We start from the raw sequence: 24,687 nt of genomic DNA on the forward strand, positions 1-24,687 counted from the left end.
TATAAGCATGTGGTTACATGATGCAGCGCACATTTTACCCTTGAGTATGTTGATAAAGTTGGGGGGCTTAGCATGGGTTTGCTTATTCGTTCATCCTTAGCTAAGTTATATCGAGTCGTGCTATTTACTTTTGGTTGCGAGATGGAAGTCACCCTGACAAGAATTTCCACTGACAATCGCCATTGGAGGATACTATTGTGAGCAAAAAACTATTAAGTGCGCTTTTCGGGGCTAGTCTCGCAGCGTTAGCGCTGTCGCCAACCGCATTTGCTGCAGATCAAAAATTGTCTGATTTCCACGCTGAGTCGGGTGGATGTGAAAGCTGTCATAAAGATGGTACACCTTCTGCGGATGGTGCCTTTGAATTTGAACAGTGCCAAAGCTGTCACGGTTCTCTTGCTGAGATGGACGCTGTGCATAAACCACATGACGGCAATTTAGTCTGTGCAGATTGTCATGCGGTGCATGATATGAATGTAGGTGAAAAACCGACCTGTGAAAGTTGCCATGATGATGGCCGCACACCAGCGACGATTCTGAAAAAATAATCAAAAAATGTTAGAAGCGTTGGCATCTGCCTTCAAGTCTACATAAATAACGCCAGCAAATGTTGGCGTTATTTTTATCAGTAAATGAATCAATTACTCGTCTTTTGGTTGGCCTTGGATGATCTTCTTACCAGAGAACATGGCTGAAATAATGCCAGGTTGACGTTTAACTTCGGTATAAACCACAGCGAATACGTGTAGTAAAATCAGTAGTAAAAGTAGATAAACCGCATAAACGTGAACTTGACCGGCTAGTCCCTTCAGCGGTTTAAGCGCAGCCGCTTTCTCAGTATTCACTCCAGTGGCATCATAGGGTTTTAAGCTTGCTGGGTCGACATTAGTATCGGCCAGATAGCTTTGTACTGCACTACCTAATGGCGGAAAGTAAATATCGGTTCCTGCACGTAAAAGCCCAGTAACCATGATAGTGATTAACAGCAGCATGATGCCGAGAACGGCAAATTTGCCTTTAGGATTATGGCCTAAATACTGCGGATTTTTTCCCGCGGCCAATTCTGACTTATAGGTCATTAATTCATTTTTGCTATTAGCATTGGGAAACATATGGCTGAAACGCGCATATTTGTTGCCGACAAAACCCCACACAAGGCGAATAATGAGGTTGATTGCAAACGCATAGCCTATGTACACGTGTAAAGTTTTTAAGCCAATTTTGCCCGTTAATTCAGTGATGCCCAGCTCAGCACGATACATCATGATGCCACCGACTAAGATGAGTGCGAGTACGAGAATGACATTAATCCAATGGAATAATCGCGTCGGTTTGTCCCAAACTGAGTAGGATTTAACTTCAAACGCGCTGGCTTTGCTGCTGGACATGGAATTTCCTTATTTTTTTGTTGGTATGATCTTACGCTTTTATCTCAAAATTTCAGTAATTTTTTTCAGTTTCAATTAAGACTTCTGATTGATAGTGTATTCAACGAAAGTGTTAGAAGTTTTTGATTTGCGTACGGTAAATATTTTTCACGTAAGTCTTTTTAATCTGTTTTATCTAATGCTAATATCGTCACCACGGTAGACTTGGAAGTCTATTGAACGGATGTTGAAGTTGTATTGAGAGGATTTTAGGTTCTCAAAGTGAATAATCGTTAATCAGACAGGGAGTGAGCAGGATGTTCAAAATATTACATTGGATTGTAGTGTCACGATCGCAAGTATTAATGGAACTGCTAGCAGGACGTTGGCCACAGGAGTTTCTCGTTAAGTTGACGCAAGTCAACCCAGATGAGATGTGTGAACAAATCAAGGATAATCATGCCTCCATGGTAGTGATTGATTTAGCGACTGTTGATCTTCAAAAAGCCCATCAATTTCAGCGTTTACTTGCCCGTGAACAACCAAGTGTACGAGTCGTCTATTTACAATTCCCTAAACAAGTGGATGCGCGCTTTTTAATGCAAGCTGCCACGACCGCAGGGGTGTTTTATCTCGATGCGGGTTTAACTGAGATTAGCCTAGGATTCTCGAATATTTTACGAGGCCATAGGGTGATCCCAATTCAACTCGTCAATGGGGTGAACGATGACTTTGGTTTGTTCGAAGATACTGAACCGCTGACGATTCGTGAGCGAGAAGTATTACAAGCCCTCTTAACGGGTAGCACTAACTTAGATATTGCCAATCAGTTGTTTGTCAGTGAAAGCACGATAAAAACCCATTTGTACCGAGTATTCCGTAAGATAGGTGTGTCGAGCCGTGGTCAAGCGATCGCGTGGGCGCAAACCTATTTGCACGATGTGGTGGTTTAAGTCTGTATTAGCACTGATAGAAGACACTGATTTGGCAAGGGAATACTGATCTAGACATAGATGTGTGCGTTTAGAGATTAGTACCTAAGTTAAGTGTTATCTCAGAAATGATAAAAGGGGCTTTTGCCCCTTTTGTTTTTCTTAAAACCTGTCTAATCAAAACGTTAAGTTAGCGTCCTAACCAAGCCGCGAGTTTAGTTTTGTCACTAATTGCTAGGGCGACAGTATCCTTAGGCGCAGCAGTTATCATCAATTCACCCGTCATCAATTCATCCCGTCTAAACCAATGTAGATTCAAGGATTCACCCAGCGGATATTGCTGTAGCTGCGACTCAAATTGCGCGCTGACTTGCAAGTTATCGGCGGCGATTAAGATATCCCCCGCACTTAATCCCGCAAGGTGGGCAGGGCTGCCTTGGGTAACAGTCACCACTTTCAATCCCATCGGCGCCGCTTGAGTTTTCGCACCAAAGGCAATGTCATAACCTTTCGCTTGCCCGCCGCCCACATCCTGCGGACCTTGGCTGACTCGAAGGTTAAACTCGACGCCAAATTTGGCGAGTAGCGGAGCCAGTGGAATATCGTCGGTGTTATCTAAGTAGACAAACAAATCGTGGCAATCACGGCCTAGGAGTCGCTCGACAATCGCTTGGTGGCAGCTGTCAGTCGTGCCTTTGTCTTGCAGAGCATATTCCTGCCATAAAATCTGCATAACATGGTCGAGATTGTATTTGCCTTGGGTTTCACTGCGCAGGGTTAAATCTAAGTACAGCGCAAACAGCGCGCCTTTGGTGTAATAACTGATGATGGCGTTTTGCGCGTTTTCATCCTGCTTATAGAACTTAGTCCAGGCATTAAAGCTGGAGTCCTTAACACTTTGTTTAAAGCGTCCTTGGCTGCGATAGACGCGAGTGAAGGTTTCACTCAGCATATCTAAATAGCTGTGTTCATCTACCAGTCCGGCGCGATAGGTAAGGAAGTCATCGTAATAGGAGGTTATGCCTTCATAGGCCCACAGTTGCGGCGTATAGGTTTCAGCCTCAAGTTTATAGGGTAAAAAGCACTCCGGCTTAATCCGCTTCACGTTCCAGCTGTGGAAATACTCGTGGCTGCACAGGGATAAATAACTGCGATAGTCGTTATTAATTGGCGCATCGAGCGACAACGGCAAATCCTTGCGTGAACACATTAATGCGGTAGAAGCTCTGTGCTCTAACCCGCCAAAGCCATTGTCTAATACTGTGGTCATAAACAAATAACGTTTAAACGGCGCAGGCGTGCCGAAGAGATTGATTTGATATTCGCAAATGGCTTTTAAGTCTTGGCAGAGCCTTGGCATGCAAGCGCGGTGGCGGCCATTGAGTACGATATCGTGTTGGACGCCGCAGGCATCAAAACTGGCTAAGGTAAATAAGCCCATTTCCACTGGATGATCGATAAGCTCGTCATAGCTTGTGGCACTAAATTGGCCGAAGGCAAAGTCGTCACCACTGATGCGGGTCATACTCGTAGCGACGCGCCAGTTACCTAATGTGGGCTCAGAGGGCGGTAACATAGTGACAGTGTGGGTTTGTTGTTCAAAACCGTGGGCGGATAAAAACACGCTACTGCCGTTAAAGAAGCCGTGGGTCATGTCCAAATGCGCGGTGCGCACCGACAGATCCCAAGCATACACTTGATAAGTTAGAATAATTTCGCTGCTATTATTGTCAACCGACCAAGTTTGCTTATCTAGTTGGGTGAGTTTAAGTGTTAGGCCATTAGCATCTTGTGCCTTGAGTTCAATGATATTTTTAGCAAAGTCGCGCACCATGTAACTGCCAGGTAGCCAAGCGGGGAGGCTAAAGACCTGTACAGGCTTGGGCTGGGATAATGTCATAGTGACTGCGAATAAATGGGCTTTCGGATTGACGGGGATTATCTGGTAATGGATCATATTTATCCTGCAAAACCTGAGTGTTTTAATGGTGGCCATGCTGCCAAAAATGCCTGCAACTGGCAAATGAAAAGCAAAATATCTACAGACACAAAGCATTGAATTACTAGTATACTATGCCAACTAACCCAAGGAGGACGCCCCATGGCCGAAGAAACGATTTTCAGCAAAATTATTCGTCGCGAAATTCCCGCGGATATTCTGTATCAAGATGAACTTGTGACTGCCTTTAGAGACATTTCCCCTAAGGCGCCAACCCATATTTTGATTGTGCCGAATCATTTGATACCAACGGCGAACGACATGAAAGCCTCTGATGAGCCGGTACTTGGCCGCATGATGACAGTTGCGGCGAAATTGGCGGCGGAAGCGGGTATCGCTAAAGATGGCTACCGACTGATCATGAACTGCAATCAACACGGTGGACAAGAAGTCTATCACATTCATTTCCACCTTGTGGGCGGGGAGCCTCTGGGGCCCATGTTGAGCCAAGGCAAATGAAGGTCAATTCGGATTTTTTCCCGCTGACCCAAATGGCGCAGCGGTTTGTGGATCAACTCGCTCAGTGTCGTCGTCTCGGTTTAACCGTATTAGAGGCGAGCGAGCACCATGTGTTGATTGAGTTGCCCTACAGCACTGAATTAATTGGTTATCCCGATACGGGCGTTATCCATGGCGGAGTCATTACTACTTTAATGGATACCGCCTGTGGTAGTGCAGTAGTCAGTGCAATTTTCCATAAATTCAAATTGTTAGAAATCTCACCGACGCTCGATTTGCGGGTGGATTATATGAAGCCCGCTCAGCCCCATAAACCTGTGTTTGGGTTTGCGGAATGCTACAAATTGTCCTCTAACATTGCCTTTACCCGCGCGATTGCTTATCAAGACAGCATAGATGATCCTATTGCCCATGCTGTTGGTTCCTTTATGCGGATCAGCCCAGAAATGGTGGGTGATGCCTTTAGACAAGCGCTGATGGGTGAAGCCGTGCCTGAAATAGGAGACACTGATGAGCGCAAATAATTCGGAACTTGGCACAGCCAGTGCAACTCAACACGCCCAAGTAAAAGCGCCTATCGATGTGCAAGGCATTGTTAAGCGCGCGACTGAGCTTAACGATTTCGGTCATTTACTTGAGCACGTTCCCTATGCCAAATTTATTGGTATGAAGGTTGAGCGTTTTGGTGATGAACTGATTTTTAAATTGCCTGCTAAGGACGACAATATCGGTAATCCTGTGTTGCCAGCTATCCATGGCGGCGTCATTGCAGGTTTTATGGAGATGTCAGCGATAGTGCAGCTGATGGTCTTTATGCAAACAGCCAAAGTGCCTAAAGTGGTTGATTTTTCCATCGACTATTTACGTGCAGGACTGCATAAAGATAGCTTTGCAGAATGTCGCATTACCCGCCAGGGGCGACGAGTGGCCAACGTGAATATCGATTGTTGGCAAACCAATCGTAAGCAGCTCATCGCTACGGCACGGGCGCACTTTCTGATTGATTAACTCGTTTTATTGAGCAGATGTTTGAGTGATGATTAAGTCTGTCTTGTTAAGCATAAGTTCAGCACAGTTCGATTAGCTTGTCGTTTAATGGGAAATGATGCGCGCTGGCCGCGCATTTTGTCGCGTGACTGGGAGAAAGAGATGAAACAAATTTATACAGGACTGTTATTGGCCGCGGCGCTGACCTTAGGTGCTTGTGCCTCACATACCGCAGGTATTTCAGTGAGTTCGCTCGGTGAAACCCGTGTCGATAATTCCAGCTTTGCCCGAGATATTGGAGTTGAAAGTGTGGATGCACGCCGAGTTGGCGATTTAGTGCAGGGCTCAGCGCTGATTGTTAGCAAATCATCAACTGACATGCGTGTGCAGTATAAATTCACTTGGTACGACGCCAGCGGCTTTACTATTGAAGATGAAGCGACGAGCTGGAAATCGGTCAAGTTGCATGGCAAGCAACAATTGCAAGTCGCCGCCGTGGCGCCCAATGCCCAAGCGGTTAAATTTGATGTGTACGTGCGCGAAACCTTTTCGAATTAAGCGGTGAGTTCGCCCAGAGAATGCCAGCTATGCTGGCATTTTTCATTTTATGAGGTAAATGTGTCATCCCATCCTATTACTCATGTATACTAGGCGTCGCCAAGGGGTGTTTGCAGCGAATGAATTTACATTGATTACTGCAAACTGAGATGTCAGTTGACGAACCCTTAGAACCTGATCCGGCTAATACCGGCGTAGGAATGGGCCAATCAACAGCACACTTCTGAATCGCTTATTCGTTGCCGGATCTCAAACTATGTATTTGAGGTCCTATGTTAAACAGTAAAACGCTAAACAGTAACACGTCAAAACGTCATTCCCCGTTTTCAACCGTATCGCCCAGCTTGTTTTTAACCCGAGCGCCGCTGGCATTAGCCATTGCTGCTGCGCTGAGCTCTGCTGCATTTGCACAAACAGATGCTATCGATAAACCCGATCCCAGCACTGAGATGGAAGTCATGGTGGTGACGGCGGATTTTCGCAGCTCAAGTTTAGAAAAAATGCCCTCCAGCATTACCGTTATCGACAGTCAAAAAATTCAAGATGAAAGCGCGCAGCACTTTGAAGATCTGCTCAATTCTATCGCCAACTTTAACTGGTCAGGTGGAAGTTCGCGGCCTAAATATTTTCAAATTCGCGGCGTAGGTGAGCAAGAGCAATACCAAGGTGCACCTAATTCTTCTGTAGGTTACATCATAGATGATATCGATTTATCCGGTATTGGCATGGTGTCGAGCATGTACGATCTACAACAGGTCGAAGTGCTACGTGGACCACAGGGCACACGTTATGGCGCGAATGCCTTAGCGGGACTGATTTATCTGAAAAGTAACGACCCCACCGATGTGTTTGAACATGGTGCAGAAGTCTCGTTAGGCGATGATGATTTACGCACGTTTAGCGGTTTCAGTTCTGGCCCATTAACGGATTCTGGCAAGCTACTTTATCGTGTGTCACTGCAGCAACATCAACAAAATGGCTACCACGACAACCTCTATTTAGGTCGTGACGATACCAATGGCCGCGATGAGTTCAGCGGCCGCGCTAAGCTGCGCTGGTATGCGACTCACGATTTGCAGTTTGATTTAACTGTGCTGCACGCCGATTTTGATAATGGCTACGATGTGTGGAGTTTAACCAATTCACCGACCCAGACGACATCGGATCAACCGGGTGTCGATAGCCAGCGCACCACAGGCGCAGGCTTTAAAGCGACCTATTCTGGCGCCGAAACCTTTGAGTTGACCTCGTTAACGTCCTTTGCGAATACCGATCACCATTACAGTTACGATGGCGATTGGTCGAACCCAGAGTATTGGGCTTCTAAGCAATGCAGTGATGACTATGGCAATCTGGCGCCGTGCCAATATGATTATTTTTGGGATAAAACGGGCCAACGTAAAACTGTGTCGCAAGAGTTTCGCTTAAGTTCTACCGAGCAGGGCCGAATCTTTGCGGATAGCACCGATTGGTTGCTTGGTGTGTACGGCATGAATCTGAAAGAAGATAACCAATTGTATTCTGAGTACAATACTTGGCCGGATGAAGTATTAGACTCTGAGTATGAAGCGACGAACTATGCCTTGTTTGGTCAGCTCGATACGGATCTGGGCTCAGATTATGCCTTATCTGTGGGCCTACGTTTAGAGCGCCGTAACAGCCATTACTCAGATACGAATAACGATAATTTCGACCCGAGTGAAACCATGTGGGGCGGTCATATTGCAGTGAGTAAAGTGCTGAATGACTCGCACAACGCTTATGTTCGTGTCGCGCGCGGTTACAAGGCGGGCGGTTTCAACATGACTTTACCTGTCGAATTGAACGATAAAAAAGAGTTTAGTACTGAGACGCTTTATAACTATGAAATTGGCCTTAAATCCCATTGGTTAGCGGGGCTTATCGATACTAATTTGGCGCTGTTCTATATGGACAGACAAGATCAACAGGTGGCGGCATCCCAGCAAGACCCTGATAAACCTCAGCGTTTTATCTTGTTTACCGAAAACGCTGGTAGTTCTAATAACTATGGTGCTGAGTTAGATGCGACCTGGTATGCCACGGATAATCTACAAATTTACTCAAGCTTAGGTTGGTTAGAAACGGCCTACGGTGATTACCAGTATCAGGATAAATACGGCACTGAGGTCGATTTAACTGGCCGCGATCTGGCTCATTCACCACACTTAACCTACAGCATTGGCGGGACTTATCGTACCAATTCGGGCTGGTTTACTAACCTAAACTTAAGCGGTAAGAGCGAGTTTTACTATTCCGACAGCAATGAATCCCGTTCTGAACCCTACACTATCGTCAATGCCCGCGTGGGTTATGAGGCGAGTGCATGGTCGGCTTATTTATGGGGCCGTAATTTGTTCAATGAAGAATACGGTGTGCGCGGTTTCTACTTCGGTAACGAGCCTGATAATGGCTGGGCAGAAAAGCAATATATTCGTTACGGTGATCCGCGTCAGATTGGCGTCACCTTTAACGTTAAGTTTATGTAAAAGCTGATGTAATGGCACATATCACTATGAGCCTATTGGGTTAACTCATGGCTAAGCTGTAGTCCAGCGTAAGGGATACAGCTTCTCTCAAATTTAAGGAATTAAAATGAAACTGACCGCAGAAATTAGCATGTATCCCTTCAATGAGAACTACCTCGATCCGATAAAGTGGTTCATTGGTCGCGTGGATAGCTATCCTAATATCGAGCGCGTGACCAATGCGATGGCAACCCAAGTGTGCGGCGATTATTTAGATGTGATGACTATGCTGGCGACCGAGATGCAAGCCGCCCATGAGAAGTGGGGCAAGGCAGTATTTGTGTGTAAGTTTATCGGTGGTGAGCTGAATTTAGCCCACAGCGAATAATGTTTTAGCGTCATATACGCGACAAATAGGCAGTGAGAACAACACAATGACAGATTTATGGTTAACCTTGGTCGAGAGTATGAATGCGGCCTTTGGTGAAGTCCATGTGATGACCGCATGGGAAGCCTTGGCTGTATTGCTGGCCATGGCATATCTACTGCTGGCAATGAAGGCGAGCGTCTGGTGCTGGGCGGCGGCCTTTGCCAGTACCGCCATTTACACTGTGTTGTTTTGGAAGGTGTCGTTACTGATGGAGTCAGTGCTGAATATCTATTATATGGCGATGGCGCTCTATGGATATTGGCTCTGGACCCAAGGCGGCGATAAACATCAAGGGGTCAAAGTGACCACTTGGCCGCTGAAAACCCACTTGAAGTTGATCGCGGTGACAGGCGTTATTTCGTTATTAGTCGGTCACGGCATGGCGACGTATACTCAGGCCGCATTCCCATATTTAGATGCGGCCACGACCTGTTTTGCTGTGATGACGACCTATTTAGTAGCGAAGAAAGTACTTGAGAATTGGCTCTATTGGGTCGTTATCGACATAGTGTCTATTTACCTTTATCTCAGCAAAGGCTTGATGTTGACCTCGTTATTATTCGTACTCTATGTAGGGCTTGCAGTTGTAGGGTATTTCCTGTGGCGCACTGCGTTAGCCGATGCCCGTGAGGCCAATGCCTTGAAGTTACTCAGTTAATGCTCGATGTCAATGCTGCTAAGCCATACTCAACGCGCGAATCATTCAATACACTCTTGCCCATACTCAAACGAGCTGGGCTTGAGCAAGTACTAAGTATTTGCGAGCTTTCGGGCGGCTTGAGTAATCATAATTATAAGATCACTACGCCAACAGGGTGTTATGTGCTGCGGGTCAATGCCGATGCGGCGGACAGTTTTTGCACCCGCCAGCAGGAGCGTTTTTACTGGCAACAACTCGCCCAAGCTAAACTTGCCCCAGCACTGCTGTGGGTGAGTGAAGATGAGCGCTACTACCTCAGTGATTTTATTGAGAGTGACCTTATTGCGAGTGACTTTATTGAGAGTGACCTTATCGAAAGTGCAGTAGCGAGCGCTGCAGAGTGTGCGGCAATTGAACACAATGTGATTGATAGCGAACGCTTTCAACGTAAACGCTTAATCCATTGGCCTGCCTTAGAGCGCCAAACCAGTGCCGCTGATTTTGTGCTGGGGCAGTCGTCTTTGGGCATTTTACATCACGGCTATTCACAACAAGCTTATTTAAATCATGAGCTTAGTCTGATACCAATACAGCAAGATAAGCATCCCAACTCAGCTGCGCGCTTACTGCTGGAATTATTGCTGCAATTGCGGGAACTGCCCACAGGTCATTATGCCATTAGTATCACAGAGCAATGGCAGGAATATCACCAGCAGATGCTTGCCTATCAGGCATCTCTTGCGCTCACGCACGATTGGAGTGAGCGAGTCGCTAAGCTGCTTAACATCCAAATCGACATCAAACATTGGTGTGATGACTTAGCGGCTTGTTTAATTAAACCGCAGTTTTGTCATCGCGATCTTAATCCCCACAACTTGCTACTCAAAAATAATCGTTTGTATTGTATCGATTTTGAGTATGCGACGGCGTCGCATCCCCTGTGTGAGTTAGCCGTAGTGTTAGCGACCCATGCGTTAACACCTGCCCAGCAAAACGAGTTAGTGACGCAGTATCTGAGTGAACACCCTTATGTCTCAGTAAACGCCGTAGCGGCCGTGCCCGCCGCCATTGACATGTACTGGGTATTTGCCTGTTACTGGGCATTATTGATGGCGGCGCAAACGGAGCCCAGTCGTAGCGCCGACTATCTCGCATGGTTTGATTGTTTTTGGCCGCTCATCACCCAAGCATCATAAGGATGGCTGCTCGATTGGAATCATAAAACAGGCAAAATATTAACATATTGAAAACCTTTATTGGACAAACTTGTTTGATATAAGAGGCAACTTTATATAGGCTCAAGCGTCATATTAGCAACAGTTCTAGGATGGATGATTCAGAATGAAAAAAGGCGTGATGCTACTTGTGTGTCTCTTAGGCTTAAGCGCCTGTTCCACTAAATTCAGTTACCATTTCCTCGATTGGGCCATCGGTTGGGAGCAAGAGGACTACGTTACTTTAGATAAACCACAGCAAAAGGCATTTGACGCCCTCATTGAAAAATTTGTCCTGTGGCATCAATCTAAAGAATTGTCCCACTATGTGGTGCAATTAACCGAAGTCGAAAGCCTCATCAAAACCAATACCTTAACACCAGTATTATGGGCCGAGCATGTGGAGATTGCTAAGCGGCATTGGTTTCGTTTGTTTGAGTTTGCTTTGCCAGAATTACTGCCCATCATCATGTCCTTGTCCGATGAACAGGTGAAGCAAATCCTCGCCAAATTACGGGAAGATGAGCAGGAGCTCGTCAAAGAGTTTGCCGGCAAAACTCCATCGCAGTTACAAAAAGAGGCCGACGAAAACCTTCAAGAGCAATTTGATGACTGGCTTGGCAGTGTGAGTGCAGAACAAAAAGTGCTTATTCATCAGTATAATCAACAGCGTTTATCCACCTTAGATATGTGGCTCGAATACCGCCACGAATGGTTACGTCAGTTTGAAGTTGCCCTTGGCCAGCGCGCCGACGAAGCGCTATTAACTGAGCGTTTGACCCTGTTGATGACGCAGCCCGATGAGCTTAAGTCTGAGCAACATAAAGTATTTTTACGCAAAAATACTGAGGCATTTGGGACCTTACTGCTAGCGATGAACACGAGTTTGTCGGACAAGCAGTCGAAACATTTTTATAAAAAGTTGGGTGGACTCATTCAAGATCTCAATGAGTTGAATCAAGAAGCCATTGAAAAAGAGGCAAGTGCAAAAAAAGCCTAGCTCATGAAAGATTTATTGGCTTGCTAGGGTCTATTCCTGCAAGTAAATTCATCAGTCAAAGAGAGACACTATGCCACTTGCATCCCTTTATCAAAAACTGCTCAATATGAGTCGTTATTTCGATGGTTTAGCGCCATTAGCCCTCAGGATTTACCTTGCGCCCGTGTTGATGCAAGCGGGCTATAACAAGCTCGCTCACTTTGACGATACGGTTGCTTGGTTTGCCAATCCCGATTGGGGTTTAGGCCTGCCAGTGCCGGCGGTAATGGCTGGATTGGCGGCGGGAACCGAGTTCTTTGGCGCTATATTATTACTGCTTGGGCTTGCGACTCGGCTGATTTCTATCCCTTTGATGGTCACTATGTTGGTGGCTGCATTTACTGTGCATTGGCCAAATGGCTGGTTAGCGATTGCCGATGGCAGTTCTTGGCTTGCCAACGACAGAGTGCTTGAGGCTGGGGATAAACTGGCGAAAGCCAAAGAAATATTGCAGGAGCACGGTAATTATGACTGGCTGACCAGCTCAGGTAACTTAGCTGTGCTTAATAATGGTATTGAGTTTGCGGCCACTTATTTCATTATGTTGTTGGCACTCTTCACCTTAGGCGGCGGCCGTTACACTAGCCTAGATTATTTCATCGCTAAGCGCTGCGGGGTTAAGTAAGCCTTTTATAAAGAGCTCACGATTTTAAAGCGCAATCAAAGCGTTAAATCCCATCCATGCGGTGGGATTTTTTTATGTCTCTTTGCCTGCAATTTGCTATGCTTGAACGCAATTTATATCGAACTAGGATAAGAACTTGGACGCTATTGAACTTTTGCTCACCCGTCAATCGACCCCGCGATTAATCGCTCCCGCTCCCGATGCGAGTCAATTAAAAATCATCTTAGATGCTGCCATTCGTGTGCCAGATCATGGTGCATTAGCCCCATGGGAATTTATTATTGCCACGGATCAAGGGTTAAACACCTTAGCCGATATCTTTGTTGAGGCGGCTAAAGCCAGCGGCGCCGACGAGGATTTCGTTAATAAAGCCAAGGGTATGCCAATGCGTGCGCCTATGGTGATCACTGTCGTTGCAAAAACGCAGCAACACCCTAAAGTGCCTGTACTTGAACAACAAATTGCAGCGGGCTGCGCAACGATGGCGATGCAACAAGCGGCTTTTGCCTTAGGCATAGGCGCGGTATGGCGCACGGGCGATTTTGCCTTCGATGCTAATGTGAATGCCGCCTTAGGCCTTGAACCACACGACCAAATTGTCGGCTTTTTGTATGTCGGTACGCCAGCGGTTGTGGCACCCCAAAAACCGCAAAAGGACGGCAGCCAATACGTCCGTTATTTATGAAAAAGCTTATGACTATATTTTTATAAACATTGTCTATTTTTAGTGGAGAAATCCTATGCAAGTGGCGCGTACTCCGAGATTAATCCTGCGGCAGTTAACCCCAGCCGATGCTTCATTTATGTTAGTCTTGCTCAATAGCCAAGGCTTTATTGAGAATATAGGGGACAGGGGAGTACGCACGCTTGTGCAGGCCAAGGATTATATCCTCAATGGACCAATGAAAAGTTATGCCGAATGTGGTTTTGGCTTTTATGCCGTGGTGCTTGCGGAGAACGGATTCACCATAGGAATTTGCGGTTTAATCAAACGGCCGACGCTTGATAATGTCGACATAGGCTATGCATTTTTGCCGCAATATTGGGGTAAGGGTTACGCATTCGAAGCCGCGAAAGCCGCTTTTGATTTAGGCAAAAGTTTAGGTATCGAGCGTATTGTGGCGATTGTGAGCGCCCATAATGGCGCGTCAAAGGCATTGCTGAACAAACTGGGATTACAGTTTGAGCAGTGTGTGCAGCTTAGCCCAGATGATGAGCCAGTTGAACTGTTTAGTTGAATTTAAGCTGTTGTTTATAGTGATTTTTATTTTATTGTAATTCGGCGTTCTTTACTCTAGAATTCTGAAAATTTACTGTTGAGATATGGCAATCATATCTCGTATCGACGCCCCTCGAAAATCAGGCTCATTTAATCCCTCCTTGAGCCCTTGAGTACAGCAAAAGCGTAGCCCTTTTATTGGATGTAGCATAATGGTTTCGCAATTAAGTGAAGCAATGCTGGACGTGATCGCTGATGCCTTAGTAGACAAAGGCTATATCTTTTTACCTGACTTAGTTCCAAACAATATAAGCCAAGTGCTATTGGAAAAAATTCAATCAACGCAAGCACATGAGCTAAAAGCTGCGTCCATTGGTCGTGGCGCAGAGCAGCAATTAAACCCCGACATTCGCCGCGACAGAATACAATGGCTAGAAGAGCACAACGAGCCTGATGCCCAATATCTTGAACTGATGACGCAACTCAAAAATGGCTTAAATCGTCGTTTGTTTATGGGGTTATTCGACTATGAAAGTCACTATGCGGTATATCAGCCTGGGGCATTTTATAAAAAGCATGTCGATGCGCTAAAAGGCAGTCAAAACCGTATCTTAACCACAGTGTTTTTCTTAAATCCTGACTGGAAAGCGGCTGATTGTGGCGAGTTGATTATCTATGATGAAGCTGATATTGAGATTGAACGCATCGCACCTAAAATGGGTCATTTTGTGATTTTTCTCAGTGAGCGATTTCCCCATGAAGTGACTAAAACCTTAGCCCAGCGCAATAGTATTGCGGGTTGGTTTAGGGTCAGTAACAGTGTGCATGGCTTTTAACTTTAGATTTTAACTTTTGCCTCTAACTATGGTGGCTAGCTTCAACGGATAGCAAACGCTTAAATACTGAACGCAGATTTAGGTGTTTGCTGTTATTGGCCCCGATTGCTTATCTCATTTCGCGACGTATTCTGTGATAGCAGTATTGACTCCAAGCGGATTTAACTGCCATTCACTCATTTCTCAAATTTTTTACACTCTTAAGCTTTAGGTAATCTAAGCCGTCGACAATAGGACAAATTTGTCCAATCATGCTGAAAATAGGGTGTTTTTTTATTCTCGTTTAATGTTAGGCTAGATAAAAATGTGCGCAACAACACACTTTTCTATTATTTAACGGAGGCGAGACTGTGGGCTGTGAAGATAACTTAGGTTGTTTAACGGGTGAGCATATTGTGCTTGAGCCTTTATCTTTGTCCCATGTGGCGGCATTGAGTTTAGCTGTAACAGATGGTCAGCTTTGGCGTTTGTGGTTTACTAGTGTGCCAGAACCCGCCGAGGTGAAGTCCTATGTGACTAAAGCCCTCGAAGAAAAAGCGCGGGGTCAGAGTTTTCCCTTTGCTGTGCGGGATAGAGTGAGCGGTGAAATTGTCGGCTGCACGCGAATTTGCAATTGGGAGCCTGAAAATCGTCGCCTTGAGATTGGCTACACTTGGTATGCAAAACGTGCCCAGCGTACGGGGATCAATACCGAAGCTAAGTTATTACTATTGACCTTTGCCTTTGAAACCTTAGATGCCATTGCCGTTGAGTTTCGAACTCACTGGCATAACCAAGCCTCCAGACAAGCGATTGCGAGACTAGGTGCTAAGCAAGATGGTGTGTTGCGTAATCACAAAATTCTTAAAGACGGCACAATTCGCGATACTGTGGTGTATTCCATTATTGATGCTGAGTGGCCAGCGGTGAAAAACAGTTTGCAATTTCGATTGCGACAACACCCGCCAACACTCTAACGATACCAAGGAAAGGCCCATGGCAAGCATTATAACTCGAGCAGATGTGACTCAAGCCCATGAGATTGCAGTGTTATTCAATGAGTACCGACAGTTTTATGGGCGCAGGGATGATGTTGCGGCGGCGGAGCAGTTTATTCAAGCAAGATTATTAGATGAGTCATCGGTGATATTTATTGCCAAAGATAATCAAGGGCTTGGATTAGGCTTTGTGCAAATGTATCCCAGCTTTTCATCGTTACGTATGGCTCCAATGTTGATCCTCAATGATGTGTATGTGACTCAACATGCCCGATGTGTCGGTATTGGGCGAGCGTTAGTGCAGCAGGCCGCCAGTTATGCCAAAGCGCATAATATGAGTTATTTGATGTTAGAAACACAGCAAAAAAACCAGCGCGCACAGGGCTTGTATGAAGGCTTAGGCTTTGTGCGTAACCAAGATTTTTATATCTACGAGCTTGAGATCCACCCAGGGCTTGAGTAGGTTTATTTATGACGATTAAAAGGAAAGTAACATGTTAACTCAGGTAAAAACATTGGTATTAGGTGGTTTAGTATTGAGTGCCAGTACCGCAGTTTGGGCTGATGAAGCAGAAAAAGCGTTTAGTAAAGAAGCCATTGAGTGTGCCGCTTATTACCAAATTAGCTCAGAAGCTATTGGGGCGATGAATGCACCGCAAATGCAGGCTGTGGGTGAGCGTTTAAAAAGCTCTAAAATTGAATCTGAGAATTTAGCCAAGAAATACAGCTCTGAAGCTGAAGTGACTCAAGCAGTTGCCGACGCGAAAGCGCGTCAAATCGAAAGCTTAGGGGGCTCAAGTAACTTAGGTGCGTTAATGGGCAAATATAAAGAAGAATGTAAAAACCTATTAGCCGATCCACAAAAGCGTTTAGATTATTGGACTATGGCGACTATGTAGTCGGCAGGTTTGAGTCAGCACAGGTTTTTAAGCATGTGATTTTGAGCATTTGACTTTGAGCATTGTGAATTGAAATATGTGATGTAAGGGAGCCTAAGGGCTCCTTTTTGCACTCTGCTGAAACTCAACTGGGGTTTTCAGGGTCTTATCGCTAGGGTTGCAATTTTAGTTCTGTTTACGCTTTATCTTCAAACACCAGCCAATATGAGCAATAACGAGGAGCAGTATGGTTTTAACATTAATGGCAGCAACTGTCTTGAGTGCTGGAGTCTGTGGATACCATTTGATCTATGGTAAGCGTGTTCTATTGGCGCCGCTGTTAAAGGCCAATGTTTCCCAGCAGAGCAAGCAAATGCTGCGCTGTTTATTTCATTGTCAGTCAGTGTTTTTTGTGGCCTCAACTGCGGTACTTTTGGCCTGTGCACTTAGAGTGATCCCAGGTATGTATGCCTATAGCTTATTGTTATTTCTTGGGATGAATTACGGGATCTTTGCAATTTGGCAGTTTTATATTGCCACTTTAAGCCCGCCAAATAGTGGCCAGATGATTATAGTGCAGGCTTTAATTTTTTTGCTGATTGGCACTTTGGCAATGCTTGGGCCTCTGTTGTCTGTCGCATAAATCGCTAATCATGCTCAGATAATCATCGCGCTTGACGCGTTAACGACTTGGCGAAACTAACTGCGCTAATAGTGTGAATAAAAAATTATTGGCTCGACTGGATTGCGTATTGGGCAGCGAGTTCGGTGAGTTTGCCATTGTTGATGAGCTGCTGAATCCAGTGTGTTAGCTTCTTAGCATCGAGTGATGAACTGTGGTTAAGCAAGATGCCATTATCGTACTTTTGGTCCCATTTATCTGATATTAAAAGTAAATGCCTGTCTTGTGGGTTAGCCTTTAAATAATACTGTAAATAGGAATGAGTGACAGGAGCGATATCAGCCCGTTCGCGCAGAATGCTTTCGATAGTGGCTCTGTTGTTGCTGACAAACAAAGGGCGAAATTGCTTTTTCAGCGTTTCAGTATCGGTTTCAAAGTGGGCAAACTGATAGTGATAGCCCTTAACGAATGCGATTGATTTATTGGTTAAGTTTTTGAAATAATTTTGATTATGGGCTTTGGTCTTAAGCGCAATAAACACTTCTCCATCTATCATATTTAGCGGAATAAACTGATCCGCAATTTTTTGCCATCCCCAGGCGGGATTCTCAAATATCATCATGTCGAAGCGGCCTAACATATAGGCTTTATATCTGTGCTCAATACTGGTGACGGTAAATTCAAAAAACACTTCTTGTTGTATTTGATTCAATGCATTGATGATATCGAGGGTGAGGCCTGTGTAACGGCCATCCTGTTGTAGATCCACATAGGGGGCAAATGGATAACCACCGACACGAATAGTCGGTATCGTGTTGGGTGCTGTTGTATTGGGTACTATTGTATTAGGTGCTGTGGGTGACTGATTGTTATCTTGGGCGATTGCGGCCGAAAATACGCTGATCCCTAAGACGAAGCTAAAGAGTAGACGATACAACTGTCTTATTACCATGGTCACCCCTAATCATGCCAAAGGTTAATGATTTTTTTACAAGTATACACAATTTAATTTACTCAACGCTGTCGATGTTGTGCGAATTTTGAATAGGTCATAGTAAGCTAGCGCAAACAGGATGAGGGAGAACTCACATTGAGCCAGATAAAATCTCAAGTGTGTGGCTGGGTTGAACAGGGACATATCACGCAAGAGCAAGCGAATACGCTTTATCGGCAGGTCACAGAGTTGCCTGATGCGTCGAGCTGGCGTGGCTTAATCGCTAACTTATTACTCTGGTTTGGCGCCTTGAGCTTTGCCTCTGGGGTAATTTTTTTCTTTGCCTACAATTGGCAATCCCTCGGGCGTTTTGCCAAATTTGGGCTTATTGAAGTGGCGATAGTGCTCGCCATCGGCGCATTTGCTTGGCTCTATTATCGTGCTAATTCCCTTTCAGCTGCTTCCCATTTCCATAGTCATAGTAACCAAAGCAACGACAGTAGATTTGGTGGGACGACAGCCAATGGTGTTTTATTGGCCGCGAGCGTATTGGTGGGCGGCTTATTAGCACTGGTTGGGCAAACCTATCAAACGGGCGCCGATCCTTGGCAGTTATTCGCCCTGTGGGCGTTAGTGATTTTGCCTTTCGCTTGGGTGGCGGGATTCGATGGTTTATGGCTGCTGCTGGTGGGACTTATTAACCTAAGCATAGGGATATTTTTAGATTCCTTTTCCCATTTATGGGGAGCCTTCTTGGATGAACAAGGCCAACTGCTGATCTTTATCTGTTTGAATTTAGCTATCTATTACGCTTTTGTTTTTCTAGACCGCAACGTCGTGGGGCGCTGGCATGCGCCAATTCTCGAATATGCGTGTTCACTGTTTGCGATGGGCTGTTTTACTTGGTTAATCACTTGGTTGATTTTCGACGATCTTTTTAAGTCTGATGGCGCGAGGACTTGGATCATTTGTGGTTATTTTGCCCATCTGATATTTGGATTCGTTATCTTTCGCTATCGCTTACCGCGCATATATCCCTTGGCCTTGGGCGGTTTTAGCTTGATTGCCGTGGGCGCTGCGTTACTGATACGGTTGATGTTTGAGGACAATGATCCCATAGGCGGGTTTCTGTTTATTGGGCTTTACATCATTTTGGCGAGCACAGGCTTGAGTATTTGGTTAAAGGCACTCAGTCGCAAGCTTAAACCACAGTCAGAATCTATGCCTGAATCAGAGCCTGAATCTATGCCTGAATCTATGTCTGAATTAGAGCCTGAGCCCGTAGCGAGAGCGACCCAAGGGAAAGTGGGAGACATTCATGAGCAACAATAATGGCTTACCGGATGGCGACATGGTGACCAATTCTTTAACGAGTTCGGTAGCGACTGCTTTAAAGTCTCCTTCAAAAGAGAATGCCGCTTCAATTGATGCATCGGGTGAATCCAGTCTGATAACACTGTGGCAATCCTTGTATGCCGAGGGCAAAGTCAGTACGCCCCAAATGCCAGAAAACCAGGATATTCCTTGGTATATTGCCGCTATGCAGGCCTTCGCCGCTTGGATAGCCGCTTTGTTTCTATTGGGTTTTATGATGGCGGCATTTGGCGCCATTTTTGAGCGGGTAGGTGAGGGCGTCGCCTTATTTATCGGCTTAACTTATTTAGCCGTGGGCATTGGGTTGTATTTTTTGCCGCGGCAACAGATCTTCATTGAGCAATTTGCTTTTGCCGCCTGTTTGAGTGGTTTAATCAGTGTGGCTTGGGGATTCTATGATTTAATCGACAATGATTTTAGCCTCAACTGGTATCTGTGTATGGCGGGTATTACATTATTACTGTGGGGCTTGATTGCCCATGGGCTAGCCCAGTTTGTATTCGCTTTTTGCTTTAGTTGGTGCGTGATTGGCCTGATGGCAAAATTTGAACTGCTCAATTTTAGCCCAAGCCTTTTTGCCGTAGTCATTAGTCTAGTGTTATTAAATATCAATCAGTTCGGGCGTCATTATCGTAGGGCTCGGATGCTCATCTATGGCTTCGCACTCGCCTTGCTTTCGTTGCAGTTGATGCACGCTTTTAGTATGGACAGTATTTTTGAAGCCTTATTCAGTCCTTGGCAACAAAGTCTGTGGTTCACGCTAAGCCATCTGTCGATTATTTTTGTCATTTGCGGATTATTGTTGGTCAGCGTTTTTCGCGAACACAAACAATCACTTAGCTCAATGGCGGCGATAGGCTGTTTTCTCGGTTTAATGGTTATTAGCGATTTATCTTTACCCATGCAGGGATTATCGACGGCTATCCTATTGATCTTGCTTGGCCATTATTGCAATGAGCCTTGGCTAAAAGGCATGGGAATTGTGTCGGCGCTGTTGTTTGTCAGTGGATATTATTATTCATTAGAAACAACACTACTGCTGAAATCTGCTTATTTGATGGGTTTAGGCGCGCTGTTGCTGGTGGCAAGGATGCTGATGTGGCGGTTATTTCCTGCCAATGAAAATGCCAAGGAGACTATGTGATGGGAAATGTGATGGGAAAACTGGCGGCTTCACATAAATGGGCGCTGGGCATAGTACTTTTTACGACCGTTGCGATTCTTGCTGGCGTGAATTGGCGCATTTTCAAATTCGAACAACTGCTTAATCACGGCCAAGTCGTGCGCTTTGCATTAGCGCCAGTCGATCCGCGCTCGTTAATGCAGGGGGATTACATGGCGCTGGAATATGCCATTGCCCGCGATGTGCGCAGCGCCTTAGCGCCGCAACAAATGCAGGGTCAGTTGTTGCTGGCACTAGATGAGCAAAAAGTGGCGCGTTTTATGGATTTTTATACCGACCAAGCGCTGGGTAAAGATCAACTGCGGGTGCAATTTCGTGTTCGTGGTAATCAAATCAAGCTCGCATCGAACAGCTTTTTCTTTGAAGAAGGGCAAGCCGATCATTTCAGTGCGGCTAAATACGGCGAGTTTAGGGTGAACGCCCAAGGTGAGTTACTGCTGGTCAGTTTACTTGATGAAAAACTTGAGCCCTTATAGCCCTGCGTCAGGGCTTTTATCCATTGGCTCTGCTTATGTTGTTAAGAGCGATTTATCCCCATCACATTGATTATTTCTGGCCGCATTGTTAATGGGCGGCCAGCATTCCCCGTACTGCTTTTTTCCTAGCTCTGATCGCTAAATTGCACCAATAATATCAATCTTAAGTTGCAACTTTGGCGCAACCAATTTGTAACCTTGGTCGCCTATAGTATCGTCAGTCTTCGAGGTGACATCATCTTGAAGCATCTAAGCACATCAATTAAATCGCAATTCAATACAAAATATTAAAACAATACATTTAGGGGTCTCAATGTTTAACACTAAAACTGTGCTGGCGTTAGCCATCAGCAGCGTTTGTGGGCTTGCCCATGGCGCGGATAATTTGATCATTTCAGAATACGTCGAAGGCAGCAGCAACAATAAAGCCATCGAATTGTATAACCCAACTGCGGGCGTTATTGACTTAAGCCAATACCAATTGCGTTTCTATTTTAATGGCAGCACTAACGTCGGTACGACCATTGCGCTCACTGGCTCATTAGCCGCGGGGGCGACTTATGTGGTTGCCGATAACGATGCGTCGGCCGATATTCTTGCGGTGACCAATCAACAAAGTACCGCCAGCTTCTTTAACGGCGACGATGCGATTGAACTGACTTATCAAAATCAAGTGATTGATAGTTTGGGTCAAGTCGGTGTCGATCCCGGTGCCGAATGGGGCAGTGGTGATTTATCCACTCAAGACAACACCCTGCGCCGTAATCCTGAACAGCTAATTGCCGATCCCATCAGTGACGATGCGGTCAGCTTTAGCACTTGGTTAGGTTTTGCGAAGGATGACATTTCTGATCTCGGTAAATTCAGCGCTGGCACACCAACCGATCCCATCGACCCTCCACCGAGTTCTTTAGTGTGCGGCGAAGAAGCCACAGCAATTCATGCGCTTCAAGGCGCGGGCGCTGCCAGTCCTCTTAATGGTCAAACCTTAGTGGTTGAAGCGGTTGTCGTCAGTAATCAAGAAGCCGGTCTTAAGGGCATTTTTGTACAAATGGCTGATAACGAAGCCGATAGCGATCCACAAACCTCGGAAGGGGTGTTTGTGTATACCGGCACTGCGCCTACCGCGTATGTGGCGGGCGATCGTATTCGTTTAAAAGCCAAAGTCACTGAATATCAAGGCTTAACTGAACTAACGACTTTATCTGATCACAAGTTGTGTGCCACAGGACAAACGTTACCAATGGCCGCGCTAGTGACCTTACCGGTTAACAGCAGTGATGATTTTGAGTCATTTGAGGGCATGCGTGTTCGTTTCAGCCAAGATTTAGTGGTGAACGAAGTCTACAACCTCGGTCGTTACGGCGAGATTTCATTAGGCAGTCAGCGCCACTTTATCGGTACGCAAGTGGCTGCACCGGGCACGGATGCGCTGGCAGTGAGCGCAGCCAACCAACGTGACAGTATTTTATTGGATGACGGTTTAACGGCGCAGAATCCTGATCCTGTGCAATTCCCCGCTCCTGGTTTGAGCGCATCAAACACTGTGCGTGTAGGCGATAAAGCCACATCGCTTACGGGTGTAATGCACTATGGCTTTAATTTGTATCGCATTATGCCAATCGAGACGGTGAACTTTGTGGCGGAAAACCCACGTCCTGTCGCCCCCACATTGAATGATGGCGGTAATCTAAAAGTCGCTAGCTTTAACGTGCTTAACTACTTCAATGGCGACGGCCAAGGTGCAGGTTTCCCAACCGCCCGTGGTGCCAATACGTTGAGCGAATTTGAGCGTCAAAAGGCGAAGATTGTCAGCGCCATGGTGGGCATTAGTGCCGACGTATTTGGTTTGATGGAAATCGAGAACGATGGCTTTGGCGCCAACTCGGCCATTGCTGATTTAGTCGCAGGCTTGAATGCCGCTGTGGGTGAAGCGCGTTACGCTTATATCGCGCCAACAGGCATCAATGCGATTGGCACCGATGCCATAACAGTTGGCTTGATTTATCGTAGCGATAAAGTCACGCCGCAGGGCGCTGCACGCATTCTATCCAGTGCCAATTCGCCATTAGATAGCGATCAAAAGCCCCTGTTTGACGATAGCAAAAACCGTCCAATGCTGACGCAAGCCTTTAGCGTGAACGGCAGTGAAGAAGGCGTGGTTGTTGCGGTTAATCACCTTAAATCTAAAGGCAGTGAATGTGCGGGCGAACCTGATCTTAACGACGGTCAAGGCAACTGTAATATCACTCGTACCCGTGCGGCGACGGCTGCAGGTCAATGGATTAGCGAGCAATATCCAGATCAAGGCGTATTGCTGATTGGCGATTTGAACGCCTATGCGAAGGAAGATCCATTAACGGCTTTAGGTAATGCAGGCTTTAGTGAGCTGTTTGCCAAACTTGAAAAGCCAAATCCTTATTCCTATGTGTTCTCGGCTGAATCGGGTCAGTTGGATCATGCCTTAGCAAACGCTGCCTTGTTAGATAAAGTGGTGGATGTGACTGAGTGGCATATCAATACCGACGAACCACGCGTTTTGGATTACAACGAAGAGTTTAAGACACCTGCTCAAATCCAAGACTTATTCGCTACTGATGCTTACCGCTCATCGGATCACGATCCTGTGGTGATTTCACTCTTGCTCGACGCGGAAAAAGTCGCGCCAGTGGCCAGTTTCACTCAAGTGGTGAATGGCGCTGCGGTGCAACTGACATCCACTTCAACCGACAGCGACGGACAAATCGTGTCAGCCGAGTGGAGCTTTGGTGATAATACAGTGGCAGTGGGTGAGGTAGTGACTCACAGCTATAGTCAAAGCGGCGAGTATCTGGTCACGCTAACAGTGACGGATAACGACGGCCTAACCCATAGCACGTCACAAACTATTTCTGTGGTTGTTGGTGAGGTAAAACAACCACCCGTTGCGCAAATTCAACGTATCAATTTACTGTTCGTCGATATGTTTATCTCGACTAGCTATGATACCGATGGCGTAATCAAGCAACATAAGTGGACATTCGACAATGGCACCCGCGCTAACGGTCAAGTGGTATTGCGCCTTGCCCGTCGTGGACAACACACAGTTGAACTGACCGTTAAAGATAACGACAAGTTAACGGATACTACGACGTTGACGTATCGTTAAGTCAGTCTTTATATTCCGTTGATTTTTAAGTGACGCCAAGCCCGCATACGCGGGCTTTTCTTTTTGCCCAAAAGCAAGATAACGTTATCGTCAGTTGTTGCTACACATCAATTCTCATTGTTTCCCCAGTGACTCACCGCCTCTTTATTTAACTAGAAGTATCCCAGAGGGCTCTACTAAAATATCCCTATTTTAGAAGGTTACAGGTGCAACAATGCCAATCTTAACTAACCCTTCTGCTGTTCGTTTAGCTAAAAAGCTATTGCACAAAGCAAGATAACTTTGTCGTCAGTTGTGCTGTATT

At 45.9% G+C, this 24,687-nt stretch carries 26 protein-coding genes and 1 riboswitch; of the genes, 23 read left to right on the forward strand and 3 right to left on the reverse strand.

The genetic code is table 11. The annotated features are described in order from the left end of the window. Positions 1-197: 197 nt before the first annotated feature. Positions 198-548 carry a tetraheme c-type cytochrome CctA gene (gene cctA, locus Q4Q52_RS18305; protein WP_006081299.1) on the forward strand — a complete coding sequence of 117 codons (351 nt, stop codon included), beginning with the start codon at positions 198-200 and terminating at the stop codon, positions 546-548. Positions 549-641: 93 nt separating this feature from the next. On the opposite strand, the gene Q4Q52_RS18310 is transcribed toward cctA, so the two are convergent. Beyond that, entirely contained in the window at positions 642-1,388 is a 747-nt protein-coding gene (locus Q4Q52_RS18310; protein WP_311991285.1) for a cytochrome b/b6 domain-containing protein, read from the reverse strand. A 296-nt stretch (positions 1,389-1,684) separates the two neighbouring features. Here Q4Q52_RS18310 and Q4Q52_RS18315 point away from each other — a divergent pair, with 296 nt between their 5' ends. Continuing rightward, the gene (locus tag Q4Q52_RS18315) at positions 1,685-2,320 is read left to right on the forward strand and encodes a LuxR C-terminal-related transcriptional regulator (RefSeq protein ID WP_311991286.1); all 636 of its coding nucleotides are present in this window, start codon (positions 1,685-1,687) and stop codon (positions 2,318-2,320) included. A 169-nt stretch (positions 2,321-2,489) separates the two neighbouring features. Here the strand turns inward: Q4Q52_RS18315 and Q4Q52_RS18320 are convergent, their stop codons facing one another. Next, positions 2,490-4,256, reverse strand: a complete 1,767-nt coding sequence (locus tag Q4Q52_RS18320; RefSeq protein ID WP_311991287.1) for a PDZ domain-containing protein — start codon at positions 4,254-4,256, stop codon at positions 2,490-2,492. Between the two features lie 144 nt (positions 4,257-4,400). Here Q4Q52_RS18320 and hinT point away from each other — a divergent pair, with 144 nt between their 5' ends. The 17 genes from hinT (at position 4,401) to Q4Q52_RS18405 (ending at position 17,289) form a co-directional block, all read left to right on the forward strand. Next, complete coding sequence (hinT, locus tag Q4Q52_RS18325) at positions 4,401-4,757, forward strand: purine nucleoside phosphoramidase (RefSeq protein ID WP_006081303.1); 357 nt, start codon at positions 4,401-4,403, stop codon at positions 4,755-4,757. Continuing rightward, entirely contained in the window at positions 4,754-5,281 is a 528-nt protein-coding gene (locus tag Q4Q52_RS18330) for a PaaI family thioesterase (RefSeq protein WP_006081304.1), read from the forward strand. The genes hinT and Q4Q52_RS18330 overlap by 4 nt, the downstream gene beginning before the upstream one ends. Beyond that, on the forward strand, positions 5,268-5,765 hold the full coding sequence (locus Q4Q52_RS18335; RefSeq protein ID WP_006086342.1) for a PaaI family thioesterase: 498 nt from the start codon (positions 5,268-5,270) through the stop codon (positions 5,763-5,765). Before Q4Q52_RS18330 ends, Q4Q52_RS18335 begins: the two co-directional genes overlap by 14 nt. A 141-nt stretch (positions 5,766-5,906) precedes the next feature. Then, entirely contained in the window at positions 5,907-6,302 is a 396-nt protein-coding gene (locus tag Q4Q52_RS18340; RefSeq protein ID WP_226059116.1) for a YcfL family protein, read from the forward strand. A 92-nt stretch (positions 6,303-6,394) separates the two neighbouring features. Beyond that, a riboswitch (TPP riboswitch) is annotated at positions 6,395-6,520 on the forward strand. Between the two features lie 54 nt (positions 6,521-6,574). Then, the gene (locus Q4Q52_RS18345) at positions 6,575-8,809 is read left to right on the forward strand and encodes a TonB-dependent receptor domain-containing protein (RefSeq protein WP_311991288.1); all 2,235 of its coding nucleotides are present in this window, start codon (positions 6,575-6,577) and stop codon (positions 8,807-8,809) included. Positions 8,810-8,915: 106 nt separating this feature from the next. Then, entirely contained in the window at positions 8,916-9,176 is a 261-nt protein-coding gene (locus Q4Q52_RS18350; protein ID WP_028760297.1) for a hypothetical protein, read from the forward strand. A gap of 46 nt (positions 9,177-9,222) precedes the next feature. Beyond that, positions 9,223-9,876, forward strand: coding sequence for a nicotinamide riboside transporter PnuC (pnuC, locus tag Q4Q52_RS18355; protein WP_012196928.1), 654 nt, complete (start codon positions 9,223-9,225; stop codon positions 9,874-9,876). Further along, on the forward strand, positions 9,876-11,054 hold the full coding sequence (locus tag Q4Q52_RS18360) for a phosphotransferase (RefSeq protein ID WP_311991289.1): 1,179 nt from the start codon (positions 9,876-9,878) through the stop codon (positions 11,052-11,054). Before pnuC ends, Q4Q52_RS18360 begins: the two co-directional genes overlap by 1 nt. 145 nt (positions 11,055-11,199) lie before the next feature. After that, positions 11,200-12,072, forward strand: coding sequence for a DUF6279 family lipoprotein (locus Q4Q52_RS18365; protein ID WP_311991290.1), 873 nt, complete (start codon positions 11,200-11,202; stop codon positions 12,070-12,072). 70 nt (positions 12,073-12,142) lie between these two features. Beyond that, positions 12,143-12,736 carry a DoxX family protein gene (locus Q4Q52_RS18370; RefSeq protein WP_311991291.1) on the forward strand — a complete coding sequence of 198 codons (594 nt, stop codon included), beginning with the start codon at positions 12,143-12,145 and terminating at the stop codon, positions 12,734-12,736. A gap of 136 nt (positions 12,737-12,872) precedes the next feature. Then, the gene (locus Q4Q52_RS18375) at positions 12,873-13,421 is read left to right on the forward strand and encodes an NAD(P)H nitroreductase (RefSeq protein WP_011846586.1); all 549 of its coding nucleotides are present in this window, start codon (positions 12,873-12,875) and stop codon (positions 13,419-13,421) included. Positions 13,422-13,476: 55 nt separating this feature from the next. Next, complete coding sequence (locus tag Q4Q52_RS18380; RefSeq protein WP_106650284.1) at positions 13,477-13,974, forward strand: GNAT family N-acetyltransferase; 498 nt, start codon at positions 13,477-13,479, stop codon at positions 13,972-13,974. A gap of 193 nt (positions 13,975-14,167) precedes the next feature. Continuing rightward, a complete protein-coding gene (locus tag Q4Q52_RS18385) occupies positions 14,168-14,791 on the forward strand; it encodes a 2OG-Fe(II) oxygenase (RefSeq protein ID WP_259512915.1) in 624 nt (207 codons plus the stop codon). A 350-nt stretch (positions 14,792-15,141) separates the two neighbouring features. Then, positions 15,142-15,747, forward strand: coding sequence for a GNAT family N-acetyltransferase (locus Q4Q52_RS18390; RefSeq protein ID WP_106650286.1), 606 nt, complete (start codon positions 15,142-15,144; stop codon positions 15,745-15,747). Between the two features lie 19 nt (positions 15,748-15,766). Continuing rightward, on the forward strand, positions 15,767-16,231 hold the full coding sequence (locus Q4Q52_RS18395) for a GNAT family N-acetyltransferase (protein ID WP_311906566.1): 465 nt from the start codon (positions 15,767-15,769) through the stop codon (positions 16,229-16,231). Positions 16,232-16,262: 31 nt separating this feature from the next. Then, entirely contained in the window at positions 16,263-16,667 is a 405-nt protein-coding gene (locus tag Q4Q52_RS18400) for a hypothetical protein (RefSeq protein ID WP_106650288.1), read from the forward strand. Positions 16,668-16,893: 226 nt separating this feature from the next. After that, positions 16,894-17,289, forward strand: a complete 396-nt coding sequence (locus Q4Q52_RS18405; RefSeq protein ID WP_106650289.1) for a hypothetical protein — start codon at positions 16,894-16,896, stop codon at positions 17,287-17,289. 85 nt (positions 17,290-17,374) lie between these two features. Here Q4Q52_RS18405 and Q4Q52_RS18410 read toward each other — a convergent pair whose 3' ends face one another. Continuing rightward, positions 17,375-18,220 (reverse strand): transporter substrate-binding domain-containing protein, encoded by an 846-nt coding sequence (locus Q4Q52_RS18410; protein ID WP_311991292.1) that lies wholly within the window; start codon positions 18,218-18,220, stop codon positions 17,375-17,377. A gap of 138 nt (positions 18,221-18,358) precedes the next feature. Between Q4Q52_RS18410 and Q4Q52_RS18415 the strand changes: the two genes are divergently transcribed. From Q4Q52_RS18415 to Q4Q52_RS18430, 4 genes are all read left to right on the forward strand, one after another. Next, the gene (locus Q4Q52_RS18415; protein WP_311991293.1) at positions 18,359-19,534 is read left to right on the forward strand and encodes a DUF2157 domain-containing protein; all 1,176 of its coding nucleotides are present in this window, start codon (positions 18,359-18,361) and stop codon (positions 19,532-19,534) included. Next, a complete protein-coding gene (locus Q4Q52_RS18420; protein ID WP_311991294.1) occupies positions 19,521-20,720 on the forward strand; it encodes a DUF4401 domain-containing protein in 1,200 nt (399 codons plus the stop codon). The genes Q4Q52_RS18415 and Q4Q52_RS18420 overlap by 14 nt, the downstream gene beginning before the upstream one ends. Next, positions 20,720-21,235 (forward strand): GDYXXLXY domain-containing protein, encoded by a 516-nt coding sequence (locus Q4Q52_RS18425; protein ID WP_012587847.1) that lies wholly within the window; start codon positions 20,720-20,722, stop codon positions 21,233-21,235. Before Q4Q52_RS18420 ends, Q4Q52_RS18425 begins: the two co-directional genes overlap by 1 nt. Before the next feature lie 313 nt (positions 21,236-21,548). Continuing rightward, positions 21,549-24,383, forward strand: coding sequence for an ExeM/NucH family extracellular endonuclease (locus Q4Q52_RS18430; protein WP_311991295.1), 2,835 nt, complete (start codon positions 21,549-21,551; stop codon positions 24,381-24,383). The last annotated feature ends 304 nt before the right edge of the window (positions 24,384-24,687 follow it).

Source organism: Shewanella sp. SP1S2-4, from assembly GCF_031932075.1.
Taxonomy (GTDB): Bacteria; Pseudomonadota; Gammaproteobacteria; order Enterobacterales; family Shewanellaceae; genus Shewanella; species Shewanella baltica.

Excerpts from the sequence above, each read along its gene's own strand:
- Q4Q52_RS18310 (WP_311991285.1), bottom strand. The coding sequence starts at position 1,388 with ATGTCCAGCAGCAAAGCCAGCGCGTTTGAAGTTAAATCCTACTCAGTT.
- Q4Q52_RS18315 (WP_311991286.1), top strand. The coding sequence starts at position 1,685 with ATGTTCAAAATATTACATTGGATTGTAGTGTCACGATCGCAAGTATTA.
- Q4Q52_RS18320 (WP_311991287.1), bottom strand. The coding sequence starts at position 4,256 with ATGATCCATTACCAGATAATCCCCGTCAATCCGAAAGCCCATTTATTC.
- hinT (WP_006081303.1), top strand. The coding sequence starts at position 4,401 with ATGGCCGAAGAAACGATTTTCAGCAAAATTATTCGTCGCGAAATTCCC.
- Q4Q52_RS18330 (WP_006081304.1), top strand. The coding sequence starts at position 4,754 with ATGAAGGTCAATTCGGATTTTTTCCCGCTGACCCAAATGGCGCAGCGG.
- Q4Q52_RS18335 (WP_006086342.1), top strand. The coding sequence starts at position 5,268 with ATGAGCGCAAATAATTCGGAACTTGGCACAGCCAGTGCAACTCAACAC.
- Q4Q52_RS18340 (WP_226059116.1), top strand. The coding sequence starts at position 5,907 with ATGAAACAAATTTATACAGGACTGTTATTGGCCGCGGCGCTGACCTTA.
- Q4Q52_RS18345 (WP_311991288.1), top strand. The coding sequence starts at position 6,575 with ATGTTAAACAGTAAAACGCTAAACAGTAACACGTCAAAACGTCATTCC.
- Q4Q52_RS18350 (WP_028760297.1), top strand. The coding sequence starts at position 8,916 with ATGAAACTGACCGCAGAAATTAGCATGTATCCCTTCAATGAGAACTAC.
- pnuC (WP_012196928.1), top strand. The coding sequence starts at position 9,223 with ATGACAGATTTATGGTTAACCTTGGTCGAGAGTATGAATGCGGCCTTT.
- Q4Q52_RS18360 (WP_311991289.1), top strand. The coding sequence starts at position 9,876 with ATGCTCGATGTCAATGCTGCTAAGCCATACTCAACGCGCGAATCATTC.
- Q4Q52_RS18365 (WP_311991290.1), top strand. The coding sequence starts at position 11,200 with ATGAAAAAAGGCGTGATGCTACTTGTGTGTCTCTTAGGCTTAAGCGCC.
- Q4Q52_RS18370 (WP_311991291.1), top strand. The coding sequence starts at position 12,143 with ATGCCACTTGCATCCCTTTATCAAAAACTGCTCAATATGAGTCGTTAT.
- Q4Q52_RS18380 (WP_106650284.1), top strand. The coding sequence starts at position 13,477 with ATGCAAGTGGCGCGTACTCCGAGATTAATCCTGCGGCAGTTAACCCCA.
- Q4Q52_RS18385 (WP_259512915.1), top strand. The coding sequence starts at position 14,168 with ATGGTTTCGCAATTAAGTGAAGCAATGCTGGACGTGATCGCTGATGCC.
- Q4Q52_RS18395 (WP_311906566.1), top strand. The coding sequence starts at position 15,767 with ATGGCAAGCATTATAACTCGAGCAGATGTGACTCAAGCCCATGAGATT.
- Q4Q52_RS18400 (WP_106650288.1), top strand. The coding sequence starts at position 16,263 with ATGTTAACTCAGGTAAAAACATTGGTATTAGGTGGTTTAGTATTGAGT.
- Q4Q52_RS18405 (WP_106650289.1), top strand. The coding sequence starts at position 16,894 with ATGGTTTTAACATTAATGGCAGCAACTGTCTTGAGTGCTGGAGTCTGT.
- Q4Q52_RS18410 (WP_311991292.1), bottom strand. The coding sequence starts at position 18,220 with ATGGTAATAAGACAGTTGTATCGTCTACTCTTTAGCTTCGTCTTAGGG.
- Q4Q52_RS18420 (WP_311991294.1), top strand. The coding sequence starts at position 19,521 with ATGAGCAACAATAATGGCTTACCGGATGGCGACATGGTGACCAATTCT.
- Q4Q52_RS18425 (WP_012587847.1), top strand. The coding sequence starts at position 20,720 with ATGGGAAATGTGATGGGAAAACTGGCGGCTTCACATAAATGGGCGCTG.
- Q4Q52_RS18430 (WP_311991295.1), top strand. The coding sequence starts at position 21,549 with ATGTTTAACACTAAAACTGTGCTGGCGTTAGCCATCAGCAGCGTTTGT.